Source organism: Aestuariibaculum marinum, assembly GCF_014596975.1.
GTDB classification, from domain to species: Bacteria; Bacteroidota; Bacteroidia; order Flavobacteriales; family Flavobacteriaceae; genus Aestuariibaculum; species Aestuariibaculum marinum.
In genome coordinates this window covers 153636-176642 of the sequence record NZ_JACVXD010000003.1, presented here as the reverse complement: position 1 = coordinate 176642, position 23007 = coordinate 153636, and the positions used below count along the sequence as shown (strand labels likewise).

The following is a 23007-nucleotide window of genomic DNA, read 5'->3' as shown; positions in this document are numbered from 1 at the left end:
TGAGTTATCAAAAGCCCTTTTCAGGGCTTTTATAAATTATTTCTTAATCGTTTTGAATTAACCCAGGTTGTAACAATATTTGTTTTTCAGGGATAAACTCTACTACTCTATTGCTTGTTGCAGGAATTTCGTAGAATGGATTTGCACCCCATAAATGACCACCAGGATATCTACGGTTCATGGTTTGTCCATTTCTAAAGACATCAAATTTACGGTGTCCTTCATAAGCTAACTCTAAACGACGCTCTTCTAAAACAATGTCTAAAACGGTTTTGCCTTCTGGAATTGTCTCTAAAGTATAAGCAGGAATTCCAGCTCTCTCTCTAATAATATTTACCTGATCGATAGCTTGTTGATCCATTTCGCGTTTAGCAAAAGACTCAGCCTTGTTTAAATACATTTCAGATAAACGAGACACCGATGGAGACCATAAATGTACATCGTCTTCCTGAAGCGAACATTTAGTAATAAACCATTTTGGGAATCCATTACGTTTAGGCATTTCAAAACCTTTGTCTACATACTGTTTTGTTGTACCATTCATGAAGAAATACTTGGTTTTTCCGTTAACATCTTCCTCTTGAACAGTATACGTCATACCATCTTGAGTAAAAGTTGTTACACCAGCTACTTCTTGAGTTAATCTTGTTTCATACTCATAAGATGAATTCACCCAGTACACCCAAGGGTTTCTGTTTGCCGGAGTTTCTTCAATATATTGTGGTTGAATAAAAGCTAATCTGGCATCGCTTGGGTTTTCATTTAATAAATTTAAATATGTACTAGAAGGATACATTTCTCCCCATCCTGCACCATCGATGGTCGCATATAAAGCACCTACAGTATACCAATCATAAGACCCTGGTAAATCTGATTTAGTATTTAACATGATATTGAAAATAGCTTCTGAATTATTCTTTGGATTTAAATAATTCATTTCTCTAAAATCACTATATGATAATAATTGATATCTACCCGATGTAATTACTTTATCTGCATAAACTTCAGCATTCACGTTATCTTCCATGTATAAATACACACGAGACAATAAGGCCTGAGCCGCTTCTTTAGTTGCAAAACCAGCCGATTTATCTAAAGACATTAAAGATTCTGCCTTTAATAAATCGCTAATAACTTGATCGTAAACTTCGCCTACTGTATGACGATTAGGCACATCTTCGGTATCTGAAGTTAATTTTAAAGGCACTGATAAATTATCTGTTCCTTGATTATACGGACGGCCAAAAATATTCCCCATTTGAAAATACACTAAGGCTCGTAAATAATAATTTTCTCCCAATAAGTGATCTAATACATCAGATTCTCCTTCGGCAGCCGACTCGATAATTACGTTACATCCTACTACTACTTTGTACGAATCGTTCCAGAAATCTGCAACCCTTCCGTTTGTTGTAATAGCTCTGTAGTTATAAATAAAATTTAAAGGATCGGTTGTACTTCCACTTAATGAGACATTATCTCCAGGGTACTCACTCATACGGTGTAACTGGTCGTTCCAACCATCAATCCCGTCTTTTCCTTTTAATAAGGCATAATTTCCTAAAGTGGCTGTTTGTAAAGCGCCTTCACTTTCAAAAAGTGTTGATACAGCGATTTCATCGTATGGATTTCTTTCTATATCACAAGAAAGGTTCAATAATCCAATGGTTATAAGTGCTACTATTGATTTTTTCATTTGTGTTTGTTTTTATAATTAGAAAGAAAAGTTTAAACCAAATACAAATCTTGTTGGCACAGGGTAAGACATACTTGTATCTCCATTAATTCCTCCAACCTCAGGATCCATTCCTGAATAATTTGTAAATGTTAATAAGTTATCTCCAGCTACATAAACTCTGGCGTCGCTTAACTGTAATTTCTCTAAAATTGTAGTAGGAATGTTATATCCTAAGGTTACGTTTTTAAGTTTTAAATAACTTCTATCTTCTAAATAACGTGATGATGGCTTATTTGAATTGTTGTTACCTCCATAAATTGCTCTTGGGTGTGTTGCATTATCACCTGGCTGTTCCCAACGCGACCAACCATCGATTAAAACTTGCTGATTAAATGTTGGGTATAATCCATCTGAATCAAATAATTCTCTTGAACTGTTGTAAATTGATCCTCCAGACACGAAGCTAAATCTTGCGTCAAGGGTAAACCCTTTATATGCTATGTTAGAAGAAAAACCACCAATAAAATCTGGAGTTGCACTACCTACTAATTGTTCTGTAGCTTCATTGTAGTTACTTGTATAGCTTACATCTCCCGTTTCAGAATCTACAACCTCCCATAACGGGTCTCCGTTTGCCGGGTGAACACCTGCCCACTTACGCATATACCAAGAGTTCATATCTTCACCTACTTTAAAAATTTTATTTCCTCTTGGAATTTGAGTTTGCCCCTCGAATAATTCGGTAATTTCATTGGTATTTACACCTATGTTAAATCCTAAATTCCAATTAAAATCGGTAGTTCTTACCACATCGCCATCAATAGCTACCTCAAAACCTGAGTTTTTTAATCCTCCAACGTTTTCCCAGTATCCATTAAATCCTGTTAATGCAGGTAAATCTACGTAGTACAATAAATCTGAAGTATCTTTATTATAATACTCTGCAGTAACATTAAGTCTGTTAAAGAAACTCATATCTAAAGCAAAATTTGCTTCATACGATTTTTCCCAACCTAAATCTGGATTACCATATTGCGATAATGTTGCAGCAGGAATACCATCGTAATGTGTGCTGGCAGAATATGTTCCTTGATAAGGATATAAAGAGCTTGGTCTGTTACCAACAGAACCGTAACTTACTCTTAATTTTAATAAATCTACAGCATCGCTGTTAAAGAAACTTTCGTTACTAATATTCCAACCTGCTCCAACTGAAAAGAATGTTCCGTATTGGTTTTCTAAACCAAAGTTAGAAGCACCATCTCGTCTAATAGATCCTTTAAAATAGTAGCGGTTGCTATATGAATAATCTACGTTTAAGAAAGCTGATTGTAAAGCATATTCATTTTTATAACCTCCAATTGATTTTGGCTCTGAAGTAACGTCAAGGATAGTACCCCCACCAACTAAACCAATTCCTGTAGCGTCCATATCTTCATACATGTAATCGTTGTACTCGTAAGCTGCTAATGCTGTAATGGCATGATCTCCAAACTCCTTAGTATACTTAAGCATTTGGTTTGTTAATCTTGTAAATCGTCTCGCTGAAGAATTATATAAACTTCCATTATCTGCTGTACCTCCAACAGAAAGCGGGTCTGCGTAAGACATACCGTTAGAATGATATAATGTGAAGTTATTGGTTGAAATAAGACTTAAATTATCTAAAATTTTAAATTCGAAATCACCATTAAAACTCATGTTAAAAGTTTTACTTTTCCCATAGTTCCATTGTAAATCGTAGTAATAGTTAGACTGATCTCTACCAATCCACTCATTAGAATCCTGTGCTTTTATAGGGTTTCCGTCTGCATCAAAAGGAATATCCCATGGTAAGTTGGTGTAAGAAGAATAACGTCCATGTTCTGCATTATACCTATCATCAAAGCTAAAAGACATTTTAGGTTTTAACGTTAAGCGTTTGCTTACATCGTAATCTAAGTTCATTCTAAAAGTGTATCGTTCAAATTCAGAACCCTTAATAGTTCCTTCTTCACTGTAATACCCACCAGACATAAATGTTCTCATTTTATCTGTACTTGTAGTGTACGACACATTATAATCCTGAACTAAAGCTGTTTGTGTTGCATTTTTCACCCAGTCGAAATCTCTTTCTAACAGTTCTGGAGTATACCACTCTTGGGTAGTTCCCATCTGAGCATGGTAATCATAAAGTTGTTGAGAATTCATCACCTCAAACTTTCCGTTGGTAAACTCATTAAAGCCTGTACGCGAAGTAAAAGATAATTTACTAACCCCTAATTTAGCCTGTTTTGTAGTTACAATAATTACCCCATTTGCACCACGAGAACCGTAAAGCGAGGTTGCTGAGGCATCTTTTAAAACAGACATGGTTTCAATATCGTTTGGGTTAACCACTGGTGTACCATGCTGAATAACCCCATCGACTACCCATAATGGTTCTACATTTCCATTTAAAGACGCCATACCACGAATTAAGATTTGCGGGTTAGATCCTGGCGACCCACCAGAAGCAGACACCTGAACCCCTGCCGCTTTACCTTGTAACATAGCCGATGGACTCGAAACCGTTAAATCTGTTAATTCTTCAGACTTTACAGTAGTTATAGAACTCGTTACCGATTCTCTTGTTTGTGTTCCGTAGGCTACTACAACCACTTCATCTAAAGCACTTTGATCTGATTGTAATTGAACACTAATTGATTGTTTTCCTGCAACAGGAATTTCCTGACTTACATAACCGACATAGCTAATAACAAGCATATCGTTTTCACCTACCGATATGGTAAAGTTTCCGTCAAAATCTGAAGACACACCTTTCGATGTTCCTTTTACGCTGACACTGGCTCCTGGTAACGGGACACCATCATTAGCATCTGTAATTGTACCTGAAACCTGTTTTTCCTGAGCATACATTGTAAATGCAAAACTCATCAGCAAAACAAATAGCATTGTTTTAATCCTATTTTTCATAAGTTTTAGTTTGAGTTAATAATTAAAATTTGTTGAGTTAATTGTTGCTTTTGTTATTGTGAGAATGATTTACGTTTCACTTTTGTTATTTAAAAGAGAGTGCCCACAAATGGCACCCTCTTCTAAACCATCTTAAGTGACTAATAAACCAAACAAATAATTTTAATAGGTATCTTTAATCCAGTTATAAGGCTTACGCTTAATCCAGTTTCCTCGCGTGAAATCCGGAAAATCCTGAGGTTCACCATTATTCTCGATTGATAATTCTGAAAGTGGTGTAATAGCACTCCATGCTGCGGCATCGTAGGCATCCATTGGCGGAGCTATATTTTCTTTTGCAGACTCTACAAAGGCATTCATTACAAAAAAGTCCATACCGCCGTGCCCTGCTCCAGTTGCTAATTCGCCATATTTTTGCCATAATGGGTGATCGTACTTCTTTAACCACTCATCTGCTGCATCCCATTGATGAGGCTTTGATTTACCTTCCACGTAAATTCTGTTGCCATCTACTTCCCATAAACCTTCTACACCTTGCACTCTAAATCCTAATGAGTAAGGTCTTGGCAAACTACAATCGTGGGTAACAATTATAGTTTCTCCATTTGATGTTTCAATGGTACTGGTTATGACATCTCCAATTTTGAAATTTAACTTAGCGTTCGGGTGATTCTCTCCTCCATTATCTACTATATATTTATGAAGTCCACGACTTTTTGTAGCATGCGAGGTTAACGACAAGAAACGATTTCCTCGATTAATATCACACATAGCAGCTATTGGACCTACCCCATGTGTTGGATATACATCAGCATTTCTTAATAAATTATGTTTTGTGCGCCATTTAGATTCTGAGATTCCTTTATCCCCAAATTCCACACCTTTTCCATAAGCTGTTTTACCATCATTAAAAAAGACACCTCGTAAATCGTGTTGATAACCACATCTAAAATGAATGGTCTCACCAAATACATTTTGCTTTACCATATTAAGTACTGCCAGAATATCGCGACGATAGTTTACATTCTCTAAAATCATTAAATGACTACCTGTTTCCTCATGCGTATTCACAAGATCCCAGCACTCCTCTAAGGTGTTGGCAGCAGACACTTCAACACCTGTATATTTTCCTGCTTTCATAGAATCGACAGCCATTCTTGTATGCCACAACCATGGTGTAGAAATAATAACAGCATCGACTTCTTTTAACTCTAGTAAGTTTCTGTAATCGTAATCGGAATCTCCAAAAACCTTAGGCTTAGAAAACCCTGCATCATCAATTTTCTTTAAGGCTATTTTTATCCGTTCCGGATCAACATCACAGATCGCTGCAACTTCAATATCCGTTCTGTGTAATGCGTTGTTTAAATGATTGGTTCCTCTCAAACCTACTCCTATAAAAGCCAATTTCAATTTATCTTGAGAACCTCCCAATACCGATCCAAAAGACACATTTGGCAAAAAAGATAATCCCGCTCCTGCTATTGCAGTTTTCTTTACAAAATTCCTACGTGAGTTCATATACTTTAAATAAATAGTTTTTTCGTTAAATAATTCGCTAACAAATATTGCTTTTAGTATTTATATATAAGTTGACTTTTTATGCATTAAAGTGTAAAATTCTACTTATATAAATACGCTGACTAATCTATTTACCCTTTTTGACGAATATGTACCCTTTTTACTCAACATTAGTAATGGTGCGGGTTTAGAGAAAATGAATTTTATTAATACCTTTACATAGCTTCGTTTTGAGCACTTCCTTTTAAATATTTATGAAGAATAACATTAATGGATAGAATTACTAAATTGAGGTATATGTTTCTGACAAAAAAATATAATGTGTTATGTATTATCTTTTTGATTACCACTTACTCTTATGCTCAAAATCATATTAATTTTAAACCGCTAACACCAACAATTAATAACAAACCCACCACGGTTTCTAAAACAGTTCAAGATGAGTTAGGAAATATTTGGATGCTTTGTTCTAACGGAGTTCTTGTATATGATGGATATAATTATAAAACAATAGCAAACAATACAATATTCAACAATACAGGGGAACGCATTACAAATCTTGTTAAAGATTACAAAAATGACTTATGGATTGTTTCCAATCGTGGCACACTAGTAAGATTCGACACAAAAAATGGACAATTTAAAAATGTTAGCTCCTTCGTTAAAAATTCAAAAATCAGAACACTTCATTCCAAAGAGCAAAGTACATGGTTTGCTTCAGATAAAGGTGTTTTATATGAACACAAGAAATCAAAAACAGACAGCATAACTCAGATAGAACTTAATGGCGAACCTGTTAGAAACATTATAAGCGTTGCCACCACTCCTAACAAAGTCTACATAAGTACTGAAAACGGAAAAATTTTTGACTATGACATTAATTCAAAAAAGCAAACCGAATTAATAGGGCTGTATACTGATTTTCCGGGAATCATTATTTTAACCACAGACCATAATAATAGACTCTGGATAGGAACAGAAACTTATGGAATTTTCGTTTACGATCCGAAAAGCAAACAGTTTATACAGGACCAACTTTTTCAAAGCGAAAAATATAATGTAAACAAAGAAATGTTTCTAACACTTTATAATGATAGTGATGGTTATATTTGGGGAGGAACAGATGGCGGTGGGTTATACAAAATAAATCCTTACACAGGAGAAATCAACCTTTTCTTTAAACAAGACACCAATGAATTTTCGTTAGGCAGCAATACCATTTTAAATATTAATGAAGACAACCATAAAAACCTTTGGATATGTACTAATTACGGTAAATTATCTGTCCTTCCTAATGTAGACAACAACATTAATTACCATGAGGGTTCAGCAAACCATACACCACAAAGAATCCTTAGTGTTTTTAAAAGTTCTAAAAATGATTTATGGATTGGTACAGATGGCTCTGGTCTAACTAAGGTGTCCTTCGAAAACTCAGGAAAAACAAAGGAGAAGCAATATTTCAATAACCTTTCATTAAGCAGAGGATTTTATGTCCAGTCTATTACTGAAGATAAATCACAAAACATATGGTTTGGAACATACAGAAATGGCTTATGGTATCACAACACTAAAAACAACACCTTTAAAAAAGTAGACATCATAAATTTGAAAGACCAAGAAGCTACGGACATAAGAACGGTTTATAAAGACTCAAAAGATAGAATTTGGGCGGGATCTAATATCTCTATCAATGTTTACAACACAGATAGACAACTCTTAGCCTCTTTTGAAAATAACACACATGGCTTACGTGGAAGTATTACTCGAAGTATTTTAGAAGACAAAAATGGAACCATATGGCTTGGTGTCTATGATGGCGGTTTATTTAAGTTTAATGAAAACCTTGACAACCTAAAACAATCCTCTTTTTCCAATATAGATTCCAAAACAAACGGTGTACTGAATGTTAAATCTATGGTTACAGGAGAAAAAGATATCTTATGGTTAATAAATGATTCAGGAAAACTTATCGAATTTAATACCAAATCCAACGCCTTTAAAATAGAAGACTCTTATTTACCAAAGGATGTAAGTATCGCTGCCATAACAAAACAAGATAACACCAATCTTTGGTTTAGTTCCAGTAATGGTATTTTCCATTTAAACACGAAAACACTAAACATTAAATCATATTACAGTACTGATGGGTTACAGGATAACGTTTTCCTTTCGCGTTGTGTTTATAAAGATATCGATGGCTTACTCTACTTTGGAGGTATTAATGGTTTAAACTATTTCGATCCAACAAAAATTAAGAAAAAAGAAACCACTCCTGAACTCTACGTTAACACTATTGAAATTCTTAATCAACCCGCAGCAGAACTTCTTCCAGAATACAGCAATTTAGGAGGATACAACACCAAAGAATTAAACTTAAAATCTAATCAATCTTCGTTTTCTTTTAAGTTTTCTGCGATCGACAATGTTCTTGATCCAAAATATTACTATGCTTATCGCTTAAAAGGTTTTAATGACAATTGGATTATAAGTGGACAAGAACGATTAGCAACCTATACAAATATTCCATATGGTGATTATATTTTTGAAGTTAAAGCCGGCACTAAAAAAGACAATTGGAATATCCCTCCAAAACAAGTAGCTGTCCACATAGCTCCTCCTTTGTGGCAAAGTACAGGCGCCTACATTATCTACTTAATAATTATAGGCTTAATTATATATTCTTTAAGAAAATGGTACCTCCTTAGAAACAAACTTTTAGTTGAAAAATTAAATCATAAAAAGGAAAATGAGCTTTATGACCTTAAAATGAATTTTTTCGCTAAAATGTCGCACGAAATTCAAACACCAATTACGTTGATTTTAGGACCGTTAGAAGACATGATTAAACGCTCTGAACAAAATGGAAATATGCTTTTAAATCAACGATTAAAAATCATTGAAAACAACAGTAAGCGACTTTCAAAAATTGCAAGAGAATTAACTTTAACCAGAAATAAAGAGTTAAACGAATTAAAATTACTGGCTACAAAAAACAATCTCTACAACCATATAGACGAAATTTCATTATCGTTTAAGGAGTTGGCGAGAAAAAAACGTATCGATTTTGCCATAAACTGCCCAAAAAACCTGCAATCTGCCTGGTATGATAAAGAAAAAATAGAGCATATCATTTACAACCTATTATCAAATGCCTTTAAATTCACACCAAAAGAAGGCAACGTTCAGCTTAATGTAATTCCTATTGCTGGTAAAAAGCAGATTAAAGTATCGGTTTCCGACACTGGATCAGGTATACCGAAAGATGAACTTGAACTTATTTTCGATTTATTTTACCAATCTAAAACCAACAAAAAAAATAAAGGTTCAGGTATTGGATTAGCATTAACTAAAGAACTGGTAGATTTACAAAAAGGCGCGATTGAAGTCGAATCTTCGGAAGTTGAGGGAACCATCTTCACCTTTACTATTCCTATTACAAAAGACGCATACAACGAAGCCGAACTCATAGTTTCAGATGACATCGATGAGACTATAAATGAAGATCTTGAAGAGGAAAATGAAAAGCAGTCTAAGGTTATTGAAAAAGATCTATCTAAAAAAACCATCTTAATTGTTGAAGATAATTACGACCTACAATCCTTTTTAAAAGAACTTTTGGTTAACGAATACAACATTCTTCTTGCTGAAAATGGTGCCGAAGGTTATCATTATGCGAAAAGCAATTTCCCTGACTTGATTCTTACCGATATCATGATGCCTAAAATGGATGGTATCGAAATGTGTATGATGTTGCAGGAAGACGCACTAACAAAGCACATTCCTGTAATTATGTTAACCGCAAAGAATTCAACAAATTCTAAAATATCCGGACTTAAATCGGGCGCCATAGAATACATCAATAAACCATTCAACACCAATGAACTACTACTAAAAGTTAAAAATATCATTTCTTCTAAAGAGCATATCATTTCTAAATATAGAAAAGAGGTTATCAGTAGCCCTGAAATTGAAGTTGAAAAAACTCAGGATGAAATTTTCTTAGAAAATATGACATCCATAATTAATGCTAAACTAAATGATGACGGCTTTAAAATTGAAGATTTAGCCGAATCGTTAAATATGAGTTACTCTAGTTTATATAGAAAATGTCAGGCTTTAACCGGAAAAAATCTGGTTGATTACATCAGACTTATCCGATTAAAACGGGCTGCCGTACTTATTACAAAATTTGGATACTCTATTTCTGAAGCTGCTTTTGCTGTTGGATTTAACGACCCTAAATACTTCTCAAAATGTTTTAAAAAACAATACGACAGAAGTCCTAAAGAATTTGGAAAAGAAGCGACTAAAATTGGCATTGATAATTATTTAAAAGCACATAACCTAGAACAGTTTAGTAACAGCGTGAATTAACCAATAATTCCATGGATAGCAAAAAAAGCCTGAGTTAAACTCAGGCTTTTTCGTATATGTAATAATTTAAGGTTTAAATTATTTAATTTCAATCAATTCTAACTCAAAAGTTAAATCCTGACCAGCTAATGGGTGGTTTCCATCTACTATAATATGGTCTTCATTTACTTGAGCCACTCTAAATTGGTGCTCTCTACCATCTTCACTTTTAGATACTAAGCCCATACCTACTTCTGGTTTTACTTCTGCTGGTAATTGAGTGTTATCTACTTTATGAAATAATTCCTGCTGAATATCGCCATAAGCCTCTTCTTTAGGAATGGTTACAGTTTTCTTCTCGTTTACTTCCATGTCAATGATAGCCTTTTCGAATCCAGGAATTAAAAGTCCTTGTCCTAAAGTTGCCTCTAAAGGCTCTCTTTCGGCAGAGGTGTCAAAAATTTGACCATTGCTTAATTTCCCTGTGTAATGAACTCTTACAGTATCATTTTCTTTTACTTGACTCATAAATTTTGTTTTCTTGTTTAAAAAATCACCACAAAACTACCATTTATAAATTGAACACCAATAAGATATCCCTAAAACCTCAAGTATTTAAGATAATCTTAACCGAATTTTTGTAAACCACTTCCGTAAAGACTGTTTTATTCATAAAAATTAAAATCATCAGAAAAATACGCCCTAATCCGATTACTAAAACCTTACAAAATTTTACCTTTTATCGATTTTTTTTGCTTTTCATAGATGTTTTTACGTTTTTTTATTATATATTCGTCCTCGTAAATTGTTTATACTCATAATTATAACCCAAATATTATCTGTATTTCCCTTTACTAAAGCTAAATCAATACCAAAAAGAAGTGACATTATTAACCTACACACAAAAGAAGAAACAGGCATTTCAACGAATATTTTTGATATGCCCTCGTGGTAGCACTAATTTTACGCATTCCCTATTAGGATTGGTTAATAGCAAATTTAAGATTGAAAATTACTTGTTTTTTGAAACGCCATCAGAAGACAGGTCTTTTTAGTTATTGCAACGCCCTAAACGTTAACTGATTATGAAGCATAATTACTTTAAACACATTCTTACTCTCATAGGCTTGTTTTATATAAGTTTGAGCTTGCACGCCATAACTTATTATGTTAATAGAGTAACCGAAACCACTTACAAACCTACAAGCTCTTTATACTACGGAGCGATTTCTGATTATGCGCGTTTTGTGGAAACCGAGTTAGTCAGTACGGTAAATTATCGACAAAGTGTTTCTGAAAATTTTGAAACAAATTTAGTTTTGGCTGATGTAATTGGGGATTACAGATCTAAAGTTGGAGGAACATCTGAGTGGAGCTTATCAACATCATGGGAATATTTTGATGGTACAAATTGGGTAAATGCCACTAACTATCCTGGAGGAACTTCAGGGTCTGGTACTGTTACAATACAATCAGGAACCACTATTAGTATATCTTCTAACTATGTTGTTCCTTTTCAATTTGATTCTTTAATAATTTATGGCACACTGGTTATAGGGGATGGTACTAGCAATAATACTAATATATCCTTAACAACAACACAAGTAAATATTGAATCAACAGGAGAATTAGAATTTTCAGGAAACAAAGTATCTTTAACTCTTACAGAGCCAAACACGACATTAATAATAGAATCCAGTGGGAATATTACTGGTAACATTACAGGAGATTGCACCAATAATAATGAAATTCATATAGGAACAATAAAATATGCGGTATGTAATGGTGGTAGTACTAGTACTTATACTTTTGACGAACTAGTTGCTGCTGGAGGAAGTTTAAATGCAGTAATTAACGCTCCTTCAACATCTATTTCCTGTCCCAACCAAACCATAAATTTATCTGGATATTATGACGGTACTGCGACTACACCTATTAGTTACCTTTGGGAAGTTTTAGATCCTTCTAATAATCCTGTTCCTGTAACTAATAATACATCTGCAACAACAGCATCTTTTACACCAACGATAGATGGAGATTATAGCATTTCTTTTATTGTTACAGAAAGTAATGGTTTTTCTAATTTAAAATCTATTACGGTAACAGTCACCGATAATGAAAATCCAACGGTAAACGCTACAAGCAATGTTGTTACAACAACTAGTGCAGATGCCTCTGGAGACTGTACCGTGGACGTGGCCATCACCGATGCAACTTTCAACGATAATTGTTCCGTAAGCTCAATTGCATGGGTAATGACCGGTGCTGTAAACGATACCGGTTCTGGACAGGTCGGAACATATACATTCCCGATAGGGACAACTACAATTACATATACCGTATCTGACAATGCTACCCCAGCCAATACAGCTACTGATGTCATGACGGTAACAGTCACCGATAATGAAAATCCAGTCCCTAATACTGCCAACTTAACATCAATAACCGAACAATGCTCCGCAACTGTAAATTCTACTCCAAAAGCTACCGACAATTGTTCAGGAGAAATTACAGGAGTTGCTTATGTAAATAATATTCCAACCTCATTACCTATAACTTTCAATACTCAGGGCGCTCATGTTATTACATGGAAATACAATGATGGAAATGGTAATGAATCTTCCCAAAACCAAACCGTATTAATTGATGACTCAATAGATCCTGTTGCAATTTGTCAAGATATAACTATTCAATTAAGTGATGATAATGGTACGGTATCTATTACCCCTGAAGATATTGATGGTGGTTCGAGCGACAACTGTAGCTTTACACTTTCTGCTTCGCAAACAGAATTTACTTGTGCTAATATAGGTCCAAATATTATAACCCTTACAGTTACAGACATAGGAGGAAATACTAAAGCATGTTCTGCTACAGTTACTGTTACTAGTCCTAATATAACAGGAGGAACTCTTGTGGGTTACTTAACAAACAATGAAACAGATGCTGATGCTGACAATGTTGTGGAAGTTACAGCCTGTCCTGAAGACGAAGAGAAAAATGCTTTGTTAACCTTATCTGGTTTTTCTGGAAGTATTGATCATTGGGAATATTCTATAAATAGTGGTCAAACTTGGACTGAAATCGCCAACTCATCTAATACTTACAACTATAACAATATTGTAACAACAACATTGGTTAGAGCTATCATAAAAATAGGTAGTTGCGAAGCATCTTCTAATATTGTATACCTGTCTGTTATACCTCCAGATATTCCTCCAACTATTGTAGGTCCAAGTGAATTTAATAATTGTTTAGGAACGGGGGTTACTGTGGAAGCGCAAAGTGAATATGGAATAAACGACGAATTTAATGAAGGGGGACTATTTGATGAAGCTAACCCTGCAGGTTGGCGAGTAAACAATGTTGAAACTCAAACCATACCTGCCGGAAACAGCAATCAAACTAATAGTTTATGGGCTGAAACTACAAACAAACAAGGTGGAAGAAATTTTGCAGGAACACTTTACAATTCCCCTACAGAAAATTCTAAATATGCCATTGTAAGTGGTGATATTAAAAATGAAAAAAATTATGGTGGAGGAAATCAAACATGGGGAAAAACTTGGTCTTCACTAGAAACGCCTATTTTTAACACATTCGGTTTAGATTCTGCTATTTTAGAGTTTGACCAAGCTTATTTTCTTGGAGATGGAGCCTCACTGCAAATTTTAATATCAATAGATGGAGGTAATACATACAATGACATTTTAGAACCAGGGATTAATCCATATGACCCAGGCATCTACCCCCATGTTTATGATGCTGAAGATTTACCTCATGATTACACAGGTCCTTCTACTTCTGGTGATGGCTCACATCTCGGGCAGTTTGTTCCTACAAGTATAGATTTACAAAATTACATTGGTGAAACAAATTTAAGAATTATGTTTTTGTTTGAAGCCGGTCCTTCTACCAATAGTTCATGGGCTTTAGATAATATTAGAATTCCTCAAGAACCTATAAATGAAACTATTGAGTGGACAGATGAAAATGGCGTTGTCGTTGAAACTGGATCCACTACAACCATTACTCCTGAATTTCCAGGAACACAAACATATGGGGTTACCTCTATTATTAACGACTGTAGAGCTGATGGCACTGAAGGTACTGAATTTATAACCATCCATGCCAGTTTAGCCTATGCCGGAACCGATATTACCCCTATAGAAGGTAAATGTGGAGAATCTACTGTACAACTAGGTGCATATGACAATACTAAAACGGCTTTACAAAACATAGCAAATAACATTTGGGATAATACATATGCAGTACCTACAGCAGCAACCAATTATCCTCCAACTAATGAAACTGGATATTGGGAAATTATAACTTCTAATAACATCTGTGGAGTTGCACCAAATATAAATGATGCCTTTACATCTGCCAATGGTATTTCTCCGGCTTACAACGACCCTAATGCTAAATTTACAGCAGAATCTGGAACTTATATTCTAAGATGGAATGTTGCAGGATGCTCAAGCGATGTAAATGTTGAAATCAAAAACTGTGAAAACATAGATTTTGATGGTACTGATGATTATGTAACATTTAAAAACCAATATAATTTTAATAACAGTTTTAGTATTGAAGCTTGGGTAAAACCTAACGATTTAACAGGTACAAAAACTATTTTTTCTAGAAAAGATTACGCTGTTGATAACGCTGGATACGACTTAAGCATTGTAAATGGAGGAACCGTTAAATTTAGCTGGTATGGATCTAATGGAAGTGTATCCTCCTCTCATCCTATTACCACTCAAAGATGGTATCATATTGCTGTTACTTTCAATGGTAGTGATTATATTTTATATGTAGATGGGTTACAGGTTGGTTCTGCTTCAGGTAATGCTCCTTCACAAACACCTAATAATATTGAAGCCATTTTAGGAGCTATGGACCAATCACCATCTGAAGTGCCTACTAATTACTTTAATGGTTGGATAGATGAAGTTCGTATTTGGAATAAAGCCTTAACTCCTGAACATATTAGACAAATGATGAATCAGGAAATAGATCCTTTAGGTAATGATGTACAAGGATTTGTTACTAAACAACAAATTCACGGTCCAGGAACTCAAGATGCTACTACTGGTATTTATACTGAAGACGATATCTTAACCTGGCCTAATCTTCTTGCTTATTACCGAATGGATGTTGGCTGTGGATACTTAACAGATTATAAAGGTAATATTGATGGCCGTTTACGCAATATTGAAACTCAAGAACAACAAACCGCTCCACTTCCTTATGAGTCTATTAATAATGGCGATTGGGATAATAATACCACCTGGAAAGAACCAGTAGTTTGGGATGTCCCGAATAGCAATGGTATTAATGGAAATCCTATCGACTGGAATATTGTACGAACATCTAACGATATTGTAGTAGGTCATAAAAACATAAACTTACTTGGCTTACTTGTAGATTCTGGGAAATTAACTGTTACCAACAGCAATGAAACTCAGGATGAAAACAATAGTGGTCGAGGTTTATTTGTTTCTCATTACCTAAAATTAGATGGCTCAATAAAACTTATTGGTAAATCTCAATTGATACAGAGACGTTATGGAGAGTATATAGATCATGACAACAAAACTGATACGTGGAAAATTTTTAGTACTAGACAGTTTAATGAGAGTATTTTAGATGCTACTAGTATTGGATATATTGAACGCGACCAACAAGGGTCAGGTAATAAATTTAATTATAATTATTGGTCTTCTCCTGTAGGTGCCCAAAACGGAAGCTCAAACAATATGCCGTTTAAATTAAACACTAATATGCTTGATGGTACTTACGCTTCCCTAGGTATAGATCCGCTTACAATTAATTGGATTGGTGGCTATGACGGAAAACCTTCAACAAGTACGACCACTCCAATATCTGTTGCAAAATACTGGTTATGGACATACAACAACTTAAAGTCTAACACCTATTCACAATGGACAAGGATTTACCCTGGAACAAATATAAATCCAGGTATTGGGTATTTAATGAAAGGAACAGGAAGACCTGATAACGAGCGTCAAAATTATACATTCAAAGGTAAACCTAATAATAGTAGAATAACTGCTATGGTCACCGAAAATAACAGTACGCTAGTTGGTAATCCTTATCCTTCCGCTATTTACGCGCCTGAATTTATAAAAGATAACATCCCTGCGTTTGACCCCCCTGAGATATCTGGAGATGCCCCTGAACCCTCTGTTGCTAACCCTGGAACTACAGGAAGTATTGATGGCTCTTTAGAATTCTGGATTCATTTTAACACAAATAACACACATATCTTGAGAGATTATCAAGGTGGATATGCAACATTTACACTTGCGGGTGGCTTAGAACCTGAATTTGGTTTAAAATATGAAACAACCGATGGCTATTACATAAGTGGTCTTGGTAGCTCGTCACTAATTCCATTAGCGCATATTCCAGTTGCTCAAGGTTTTTATGTACACTCAGCGTTTCTTTATAAAGAAGACAATAACACCATACAATTTAAAAACAGTCAGAGAGATCGTAGAGAATTCGCATCTACCGATACAGGGAATTTAGTATTCAAAACATCAAATTCTAAAACATCTAAAACTGCTAACAATTTAAAATCTGAAGAAGAAAACACAATTCAGCGCATACGCCTTGAATTCAGAAACTCAGTAGGTAAACGTCATCTACTATTAGCATTTACGCCAGACAATGCTGCTTCTGAAGGCTTCAATTATGGATATGATGCGAAAAAAGATACACCTGCTGCGGATGACATGTTATTCACAGTTGGCGATTATAAATTAAATATTCAAGCTGTAGGCCAATTTGATGATAGCAAACAGTATCCTTTTAGCATATTTACAAATAAAGGAGGTAATTTTGAAATCGCTGTGACTGCATTTGAAAACTTACCACCTAGCACTAAAGTATATATTTATGATAGTTTATTAGGTACATATACTAAAATAGATGGTAAAAATTTAACTTACAATATTACTTTAGACCCTGGAACATACAAGGATAGATTTTATGTGACATTTACACACAAAGACCAAAAAACTCTTTCCGTAATTGATGAAGAATTAAATAAAATTCAAGTTAACTATTTACAAAATAGTAAAGAGATTTACATTAATTCTGTAATGAACACAGAAATTAAGCAGGTTCAGCTAATCAATATTTTGGGACAAACCATAAATATTTGGGATAAATCTGACAAAACTTTTGATTCCAATAAAATTAGATTACCTGTTAGCGGTGATATCGCTCAAGGTAGTTATATTGTGAACATCGTTACTTCAAATAGTAATATCTCTAAAAAAATAATTATTAAGTAGATATTATTCCAATTAAAATACGAAAAGCTATCTCCGTTAGAGATAGCTTTTTTTATACATAAAAACCAAAAAAAGAAAGAATAAGCTTACTTAAACAATACGTTTTATCGATTATTTATGCTTTTTATGGATTTTATACTCTAAAATAGGTATATTAGCGATAGTAACAACCAACCCCAAACCCTATGAACCGAAAATTACACTTATGCTATGCCCTAATGGTGCTATTCATAACTCTTAGTTCATCAAACAAAACTTACGGGCAAACAAACACTATGGAAAGAGTAAGAATAGATTTTACTGTTCCTGGAAAATTTGTTAGACATTTACTAATTGGCTTTACATCAAACAATGCTGCTGGTGATGGATATGATTATGGCTACGAAGCGTTGAACAGAGATTCTTATCCTTACGATCTTAGCTGGGTTGTAAGTGGACTTAATTGTACCATACAAGGTGTGGGAGCTTTTGATGATACCAAAAAATATCCGTTATGGTTATTTATGTCAAAAGAAGATGATTTTGAAATTTCTTTGGATACCACAGAAAATTTTGAAAACCCTATTGATGTTTTTATTTATGATGCAAAAGAAAACACTTATACTAAAATAAACGAATCAAATTTCAAATCTCATATTAGTAAAGGAGAGTATTCCGATAGATTCTTTTTAGCTTTCAAAAATGAATCTACAACGTCAGCAGCAAAGACATTATCCACTGAAAATGAAATCTTGAAAAGAACAAAAATTCAATATTTACGAAATTCTAAAGAAGTATTTATTGATACGAACGGTTTAACTTCTATAAAAGAAATCGCTTTAACAAATGTAAATGGTCAAAAATTATTTTCAACGAGAAATATAAATGATACACACATAAAAATGCCCATTCAACATATGGGAAGCCAATTAATTCTTGTGAATGTTACTACAGAAATCGGACAAACAACAAAACAGCTAGTCATTTACTAATTACAAAAATAAAAACTCTGCTAAGAAGTTTAATTATTTGAGTTAGTCACTTTTCATAATTAACTATTAAAAAAAGCTCTAAATTTCTTTAGAGCTTTTTATTTATATATGAGAAATTAATTCCTCTATAGTTAATTTTTGCTGATCACCAGTATTCATTGTTTTAAGCGTAAACGTATTCGATTTCATTTCCTCTTCGCCTACCAAAACAACATATGGAATTAATCGCTTGTTGGCATGATTCATTTGTTTTTTCATCTTAGCTGCATCTGGATACAACTCAGCATTGATACCATTTCCCCTTAAAGTTTTTATAGCTTTTAAACTGAATAAAGCTTCTTTATCGCCAAAGTTAATGAAGAGTACTTCAACATTTTTAGTTACGGTTTCTGGGAATAAATTCAATTCTTCCAATACTAAGTAAATACGATCTAAGCCAAAACTAATCCCTACACCACTTACATTTTTAAGTCCGAAGATACCTGTTAAGTCATCGTAACGACCACCACCACCAATCGATCCCATTTTTACGGATTCCGGAGCTGCTACTTCAAATATAGCGCCTGTGTAATAATTTAAACCACGTGCTAAAGTTACATCTAGCTGTAATTTTGCTGTATTTAATCCTAATTCTGAAATAGCTTCGTTTATAAAGCTAAGTTCTTCTATGCCTTTTGTACCTTCCTCCGAAGAGATTAAAATTGATTTTAACGATTCTATCTGCGTTTCAAAAGAACCTGTTAATGAAAATAAAGGCTGTAATTTAGAAATACCTTCTTCTGAAATACCTTTAGAGCGCATTTCTTCTTTTACTTTTTCCTCTCCTATCTTATCAAGCTTATCTAAAGCTACCGTAAAATCGATTAACTTATCATGAGCTCCAATGACTTCGGCAATACCTGATAATATTTTACGGTTATTAATTTTTATAGTTACCCCTTCTAATTTTAAAGCGGAGAAAACAGCATCGTATAACTGAATAAACTCAACCTCTTGCCACAATGAATCACTTCCAACCACATCGGCATCACATTGGTAAAACTCTCTGAAACGCCCCTTTTGAGGTCTATCTGCTCGCCATACTGGTTGAATTTGGTATCGTTTAAAAGGGAACTCAATTTCATTTTGGTGTTGTACCACATAACGCGCAAATGGTACCGTTAAATCGTAACGCAACGCTTTCTCAGAGATACTAGAGGTTAACTTTAAAGCATCCTTTTGTTCATAGGCGTCCTGATTAGCTTTAGACAAATAATCTCCAGAATTTAATATCTTAAAAATAAGTCTATCACCTTCATCACCATATTTACCCATTAAGGTTTCCGAGTTTTCGAAACTAGGCGTTTCAATAGGCTGAAATCCGAAAGTTTCGAATGCACCACGAATGGTATTAAAAATATAATTGCGTTTTGCTACCTGTTCTGGGTTAAAGTCTCTTGTTCCTTTTGGAATGCTTGGTTTTTGAGCCATATTAAATGCCTGCAACAGCAGGTACCGTTTTAAGAGTTATTAAAAGTAAAATTAATCTCGGAATTTCCCGTTGTGACAAAAATAACAGTTTCTTTTGAAAAAGATTCCTGCCTTAGCAGGAATGACGTATTTTAATTGATAAGCTTATCAAAATATTTAAACAAATCGCCTTTAGTGATTACAGCACCTTGTTCAATCATTTTAAACTTATCTAAATTCTTATCGTCTGTATAGTCTTTATCGGCTTGTAAAAACTCGACATTTTCATCCATTAAATTTTCACGAAGCCAAGCATAACCTTCATCTGTAGTTATATCTACATCGTTTTTAATGTTCAGTACGATAGCCTGCATATTACTTTCACCTAAATGAAATAAATACATATGCTGTGGAGATATATGCTCTAAATATTCAGCTTTGTTTAGTACACCTTCCCAAATTAAATCGCTAAACACATCTAATTCTGCTTCAGCAAGTTCCGGTTTACTTTCTTTTAGGTTTGTCCATTCATCAGCTGTAATAGACTGTGTTGCTAAAAAGTTAATAAACTCCTGGTGTAATTCTTCGAATTGCTCTTTTGTAAGTCTTGAATATTTCATCTGTTCTTTATTAATTGCTAAAATATAGCTTTGTAATCACTTAAATAGCGCTATAAAAAAAGCCCCAACATTGTTGAGGCTTTTAAAATTTTATATTTGATTTTAGTTTGCTTGCGCAACAACCTCAAATTCTAAATCTACATTTACAGTTCTGTGTAAACGTACAGCAGCATTATACTTACCTAAACGCTTAACAGTGGTAACTGTAATAAATTTTTTCTCGATAGCGTGACCTTCTTTTTCTAAAGCTTCAGCTACGTCGATGTTATTTACAGAACCAAATAATTTATCTCCTGCCCCTACTTTCGCTGCTATTTTAATTTCTAAAGCTTTTAATGCTTCAGCTAATTTGTTAGCATCATCAACTATTTTTTGTTCTTTATAAGCTCTTTGCTTTAAGTTTTCTGCTAATACTTTCTTTGCAGATACTGTTGCCAAAATAGCTTTTCCTTGAGGAATTAAAAAGTTTCTACCATAACCGTTCTTAACTGTTACAACATCGTCTTTAAATCCTAAATTTTCAACGTCTTGTTTTAATATAAGTTCCATTGTTATCGGTATTTTATTTTAATAAATCTGCTACGTATGGCATTAAAGCTAAGTGACGAGCTCTTTTTACAGCTACAGACACTTTTCTTTGATACTTTAATGAAGTTCCAGTTAAACGACGAGGTAAAATTTTACCTTGCTCGTTTACAAACTTTAATAAGAAATCTGGATCTTTGTAGTCTACGTATTTAATACCAGACTTTTTAAAACGACAATATTTTTTCGTTTTATTAGTGTCAATATTAAGCGGAGTTAAATATCTGATTTCTCCGTCTTTTTTTCCTTTAGATTGTTGCTCTATAGATGACATAATTACGCTTTTTGTTTTAGTTTTTCTCTTCTTCTCTCTGCCCAAGCTACAGCGTGCTTGTCTAAACTTACAGTTAAGTAACGCATAAAACGCTCATCACGTCTAAACTCTAATTCTAAAGCGTTGATTACTTCTCCTTCTACAGTGTACTCAAATAAGTGATAGAATCCACTTTTTTTGTGTTGAATTGGGTAAGCTAATTTTTTTAGTCCCCAATCTTCTTTTGATACCATCTTTGCACCGTTAGAAACAAGAAAATCTTCGTATTTCTTTACTGTTTCCTTTATCTGATCTTCAGATAAAACGGGATTCAAGATGAAAACAGTTTCATAATGATTCATAAAAATCGTTTTTAATTGTTTAAAAAATTGGGTGCAAAAATAACTATTAATTCCATATTAAACAACTATTATTTGAATCATTTTTTATATTATATTTGTCGCAGAAAACAGCTGTTAAATTTTTGTTAAAAACTACATTTTAACGATGTTTTTTGGTTTTAAGCGGATTTTTTCGTACTATTGTCGATATCTTAACCGAAATAATTGAAAATGTTATGACTTTAAACTGTGTAGTAGTAGACGATTCAGCAATACAACGTCTTTCTATTGTTAAGTTAGTAGAGAATCACCCAAATCTTAACTTAATAGCAGAATACAGTAGTGCTTTAGAAACCAAAAATGGTTTAAACACACATCAGGTAGATTTAATTTTCTTAGATATTGAAATGCCTGTACTTAATGGTTTTGAGCTTTTAGATGTATTAAACAACAAACCTCAAATTATTTTTGTAACCGGTAAAACAGAGTATGCTTTTAAAGCATTTAACTATGATGCTACCGATTATTTACACAAACCAATTACCCGAGAGCGTTTTAATGTATCTGTAGAAAAAGCTTTAGAACAACATAAGTTGATTCAGGATTTTAACGAAGAAGAAGGCGAACACATCTTTGTTAAAAGTAATCTTAAAAAACGTAAAGTTTACATTAAAGACATTAAGTGGATAGAAGCTTTAGGTGACTATGTAAAGTTAGTTACCGAAGAAACCAGTTTAGTGGTTTTATCTACTATGAAATCTTTTGAAAAAGAATTACCTGAGAATAAATTCTTAAGAATTCACAAATCTTATATTGTTAATCTGGATAAAATTGACCGATATAACAGTAAAAATGTTGAAGTAGGTGCCTACGAAATTCCTTTAAGTAGAAATAAGAAAACACTTTTGGTAGACGCCTTAAACAATATTTAAGTCCTCAAACTTAGTTAAGTC

The 23007-nt window shown here is 33.8% G+C and carries 13 protein-coding genes; 4 read left to right on the top strand and 9 right to left on the bottom strand.

Annotated elements, in window-relative coordinates; genetic code table 11:
- Positions 1-43: 43 nt before the first annotated feature.
- The 3 genes from ICJ85_RS08040 to ICJ85_RS08030 form a co-directional block, all read right to left on the bottom strand.
- Complete coding sequence (locus ICJ85_RS08040; protein ID WP_188223278.1) at positions 44-1696, bottom strand: RagB/SusD family nutrient uptake outer membrane protein; 1653 nt, start codon at positions 1694-1696, stop codon at positions 44-46.
- An 18-nt stretch (positions 1697-1714) separates the two neighbouring features.
- Complete coding sequence (locus tag ICJ85_RS08035; RefSeq protein ID WP_188223277.1) at positions 1715-4633, bottom strand: SusC/RagA family TonB-linked outer membrane protein; 2919 nt, start codon at positions 4631-4633, stop codon at positions 1715-1717.
- 162 nt (positions 4634-4795) lie between these two features.
- Positions 4796-6154: a Gfo/Idh/MocA family protein gene (locus ICJ85_RS08030; protein WP_188223276.1), complete on the bottom strand. Its 1359-nt coding sequence runs from the start codon at positions 6152-6154 to the stop codon at positions 4796-4798.
- A 297-nt stretch (positions 6155-6451) separates the two neighbouring features.
- Between ICJ85_RS08030 and ICJ85_RS08025 the strand changes: the two genes are divergently transcribed.
- Positions 6452-10531, top strand: a complete 4080-nt coding sequence (locus ICJ85_RS08025) for a hybrid sensor histidine kinase/response regulator transcription factor (RefSeq protein WP_188223275.1) — start codon at positions 6452-6454, stop codon at positions 10529-10531.
- 78 nt (positions 10532-10609) lie between these two features.
- Here ICJ85_RS08025 and ICJ85_RS08020 read toward each other — a convergent pair whose 3' ends face one another.
- On the bottom strand, positions 10610-11038 hold the full coding sequence (locus ICJ85_RS08020; protein WP_188223274.1) for an FKBP-type peptidyl-prolyl cis-trans isomerase: 429 nt from the start codon (positions 11036-11038) through the stop codon (positions 10610-10612).
- A 557-nt stretch (positions 11039-11595) separates the two neighbouring features.
- Here ICJ85_RS08020 and ICJ85_RS08015 point away from each other — a divergent pair.
- Together ICJ85_RS08015 and ICJ85_RS08010 are read left to right on the top strand one after the other, a co-directional pair.
- Complete coding sequence (locus tag ICJ85_RS08015) at positions 11596-17835, top strand: LamG-like jellyroll fold domain-containing protein (RefSeq protein WP_188223273.1); 6240 nt, start codon at positions 11596-11598, stop codon at positions 17833-17835.
- A gap of 275 nt (positions 17836-18110) precedes the next feature.
- Entirely contained in the window at positions 18111-18806 is a 696-nt protein-coding gene (locus tag ICJ85_RS08010) for a hypothetical protein (RefSeq protein WP_188223272.1), read from the top strand.
- Between the two features lie 102 nt (positions 18807-18908).
- On the opposite strand, the gene hisS is transcribed toward ICJ85_RS08010, so the two are convergent.
- From hisS to rpsF, 5 genes are all read right to left on the bottom strand, one after another.
- Complete coding sequence (gene hisS / locus ICJ85_RS08005; protein WP_188223409.1) at positions 18909-20276, bottom strand: histidine--tRNA ligase; 1368 nt, start codon at positions 20274-20276, stop codon at positions 18909-18911.
- Between the two features lie 131 nt (positions 20277-20407).
- Positions 20408-20875: a DUF6495 family protein gene (locus ICJ85_RS08000; protein ID WP_188223271.1), complete on the bottom strand. Its 468-nt coding sequence runs from the start codon at positions 20873-20875 to the stop codon at positions 20408-20410.
- A gap of 102 nt (positions 20876-20977) precedes the next feature.
- A complete protein-coding gene (rplI, locus tag ICJ85_RS07995) occupies positions 20978-21424 on the bottom strand; it encodes a 50S ribosomal protein L9 (RefSeq protein WP_188223270.1) in 447 nt (148 codons plus the stop codon).
- Between the two features lie 13 nt (positions 21425-21437).
- The gene (gene rpsR, locus ICJ85_RS07990) at positions 21438-21734 is read right to left on the bottom strand and encodes a 30S ribosomal protein S18 (protein ID WP_188217414.1); all 297 of its coding nucleotides are present in this window, start codon (positions 21732-21734) and stop codon (positions 21438-21440) included.
- A gap of 2 nt (positions 21735-21736) precedes the next feature.
- Positions 21737-22075, bottom strand: a complete 339-nt coding sequence (gene rpsF, locus ICJ85_RS07985) for a 30S ribosomal protein S6 (RefSeq protein WP_188217413.1) — start codon at positions 22073-22075, stop codon at positions 21737-21739.
- A 215-nt stretch (positions 22076-22290) separates the two neighbouring features.
- On the opposite strand from rpsF, the gene ICJ85_RS07980 reads away from it, so the two are divergent.
- A complete protein-coding gene (locus ICJ85_RS07980; RefSeq protein WP_188223269.1) occupies positions 22291-22986 on the top strand; it encodes a LytR/AlgR family response regulator transcription factor in 696 nt (231 codons plus the stop codon).
- Positions 22987-23007: the final 21 nt, after the last annotated feature.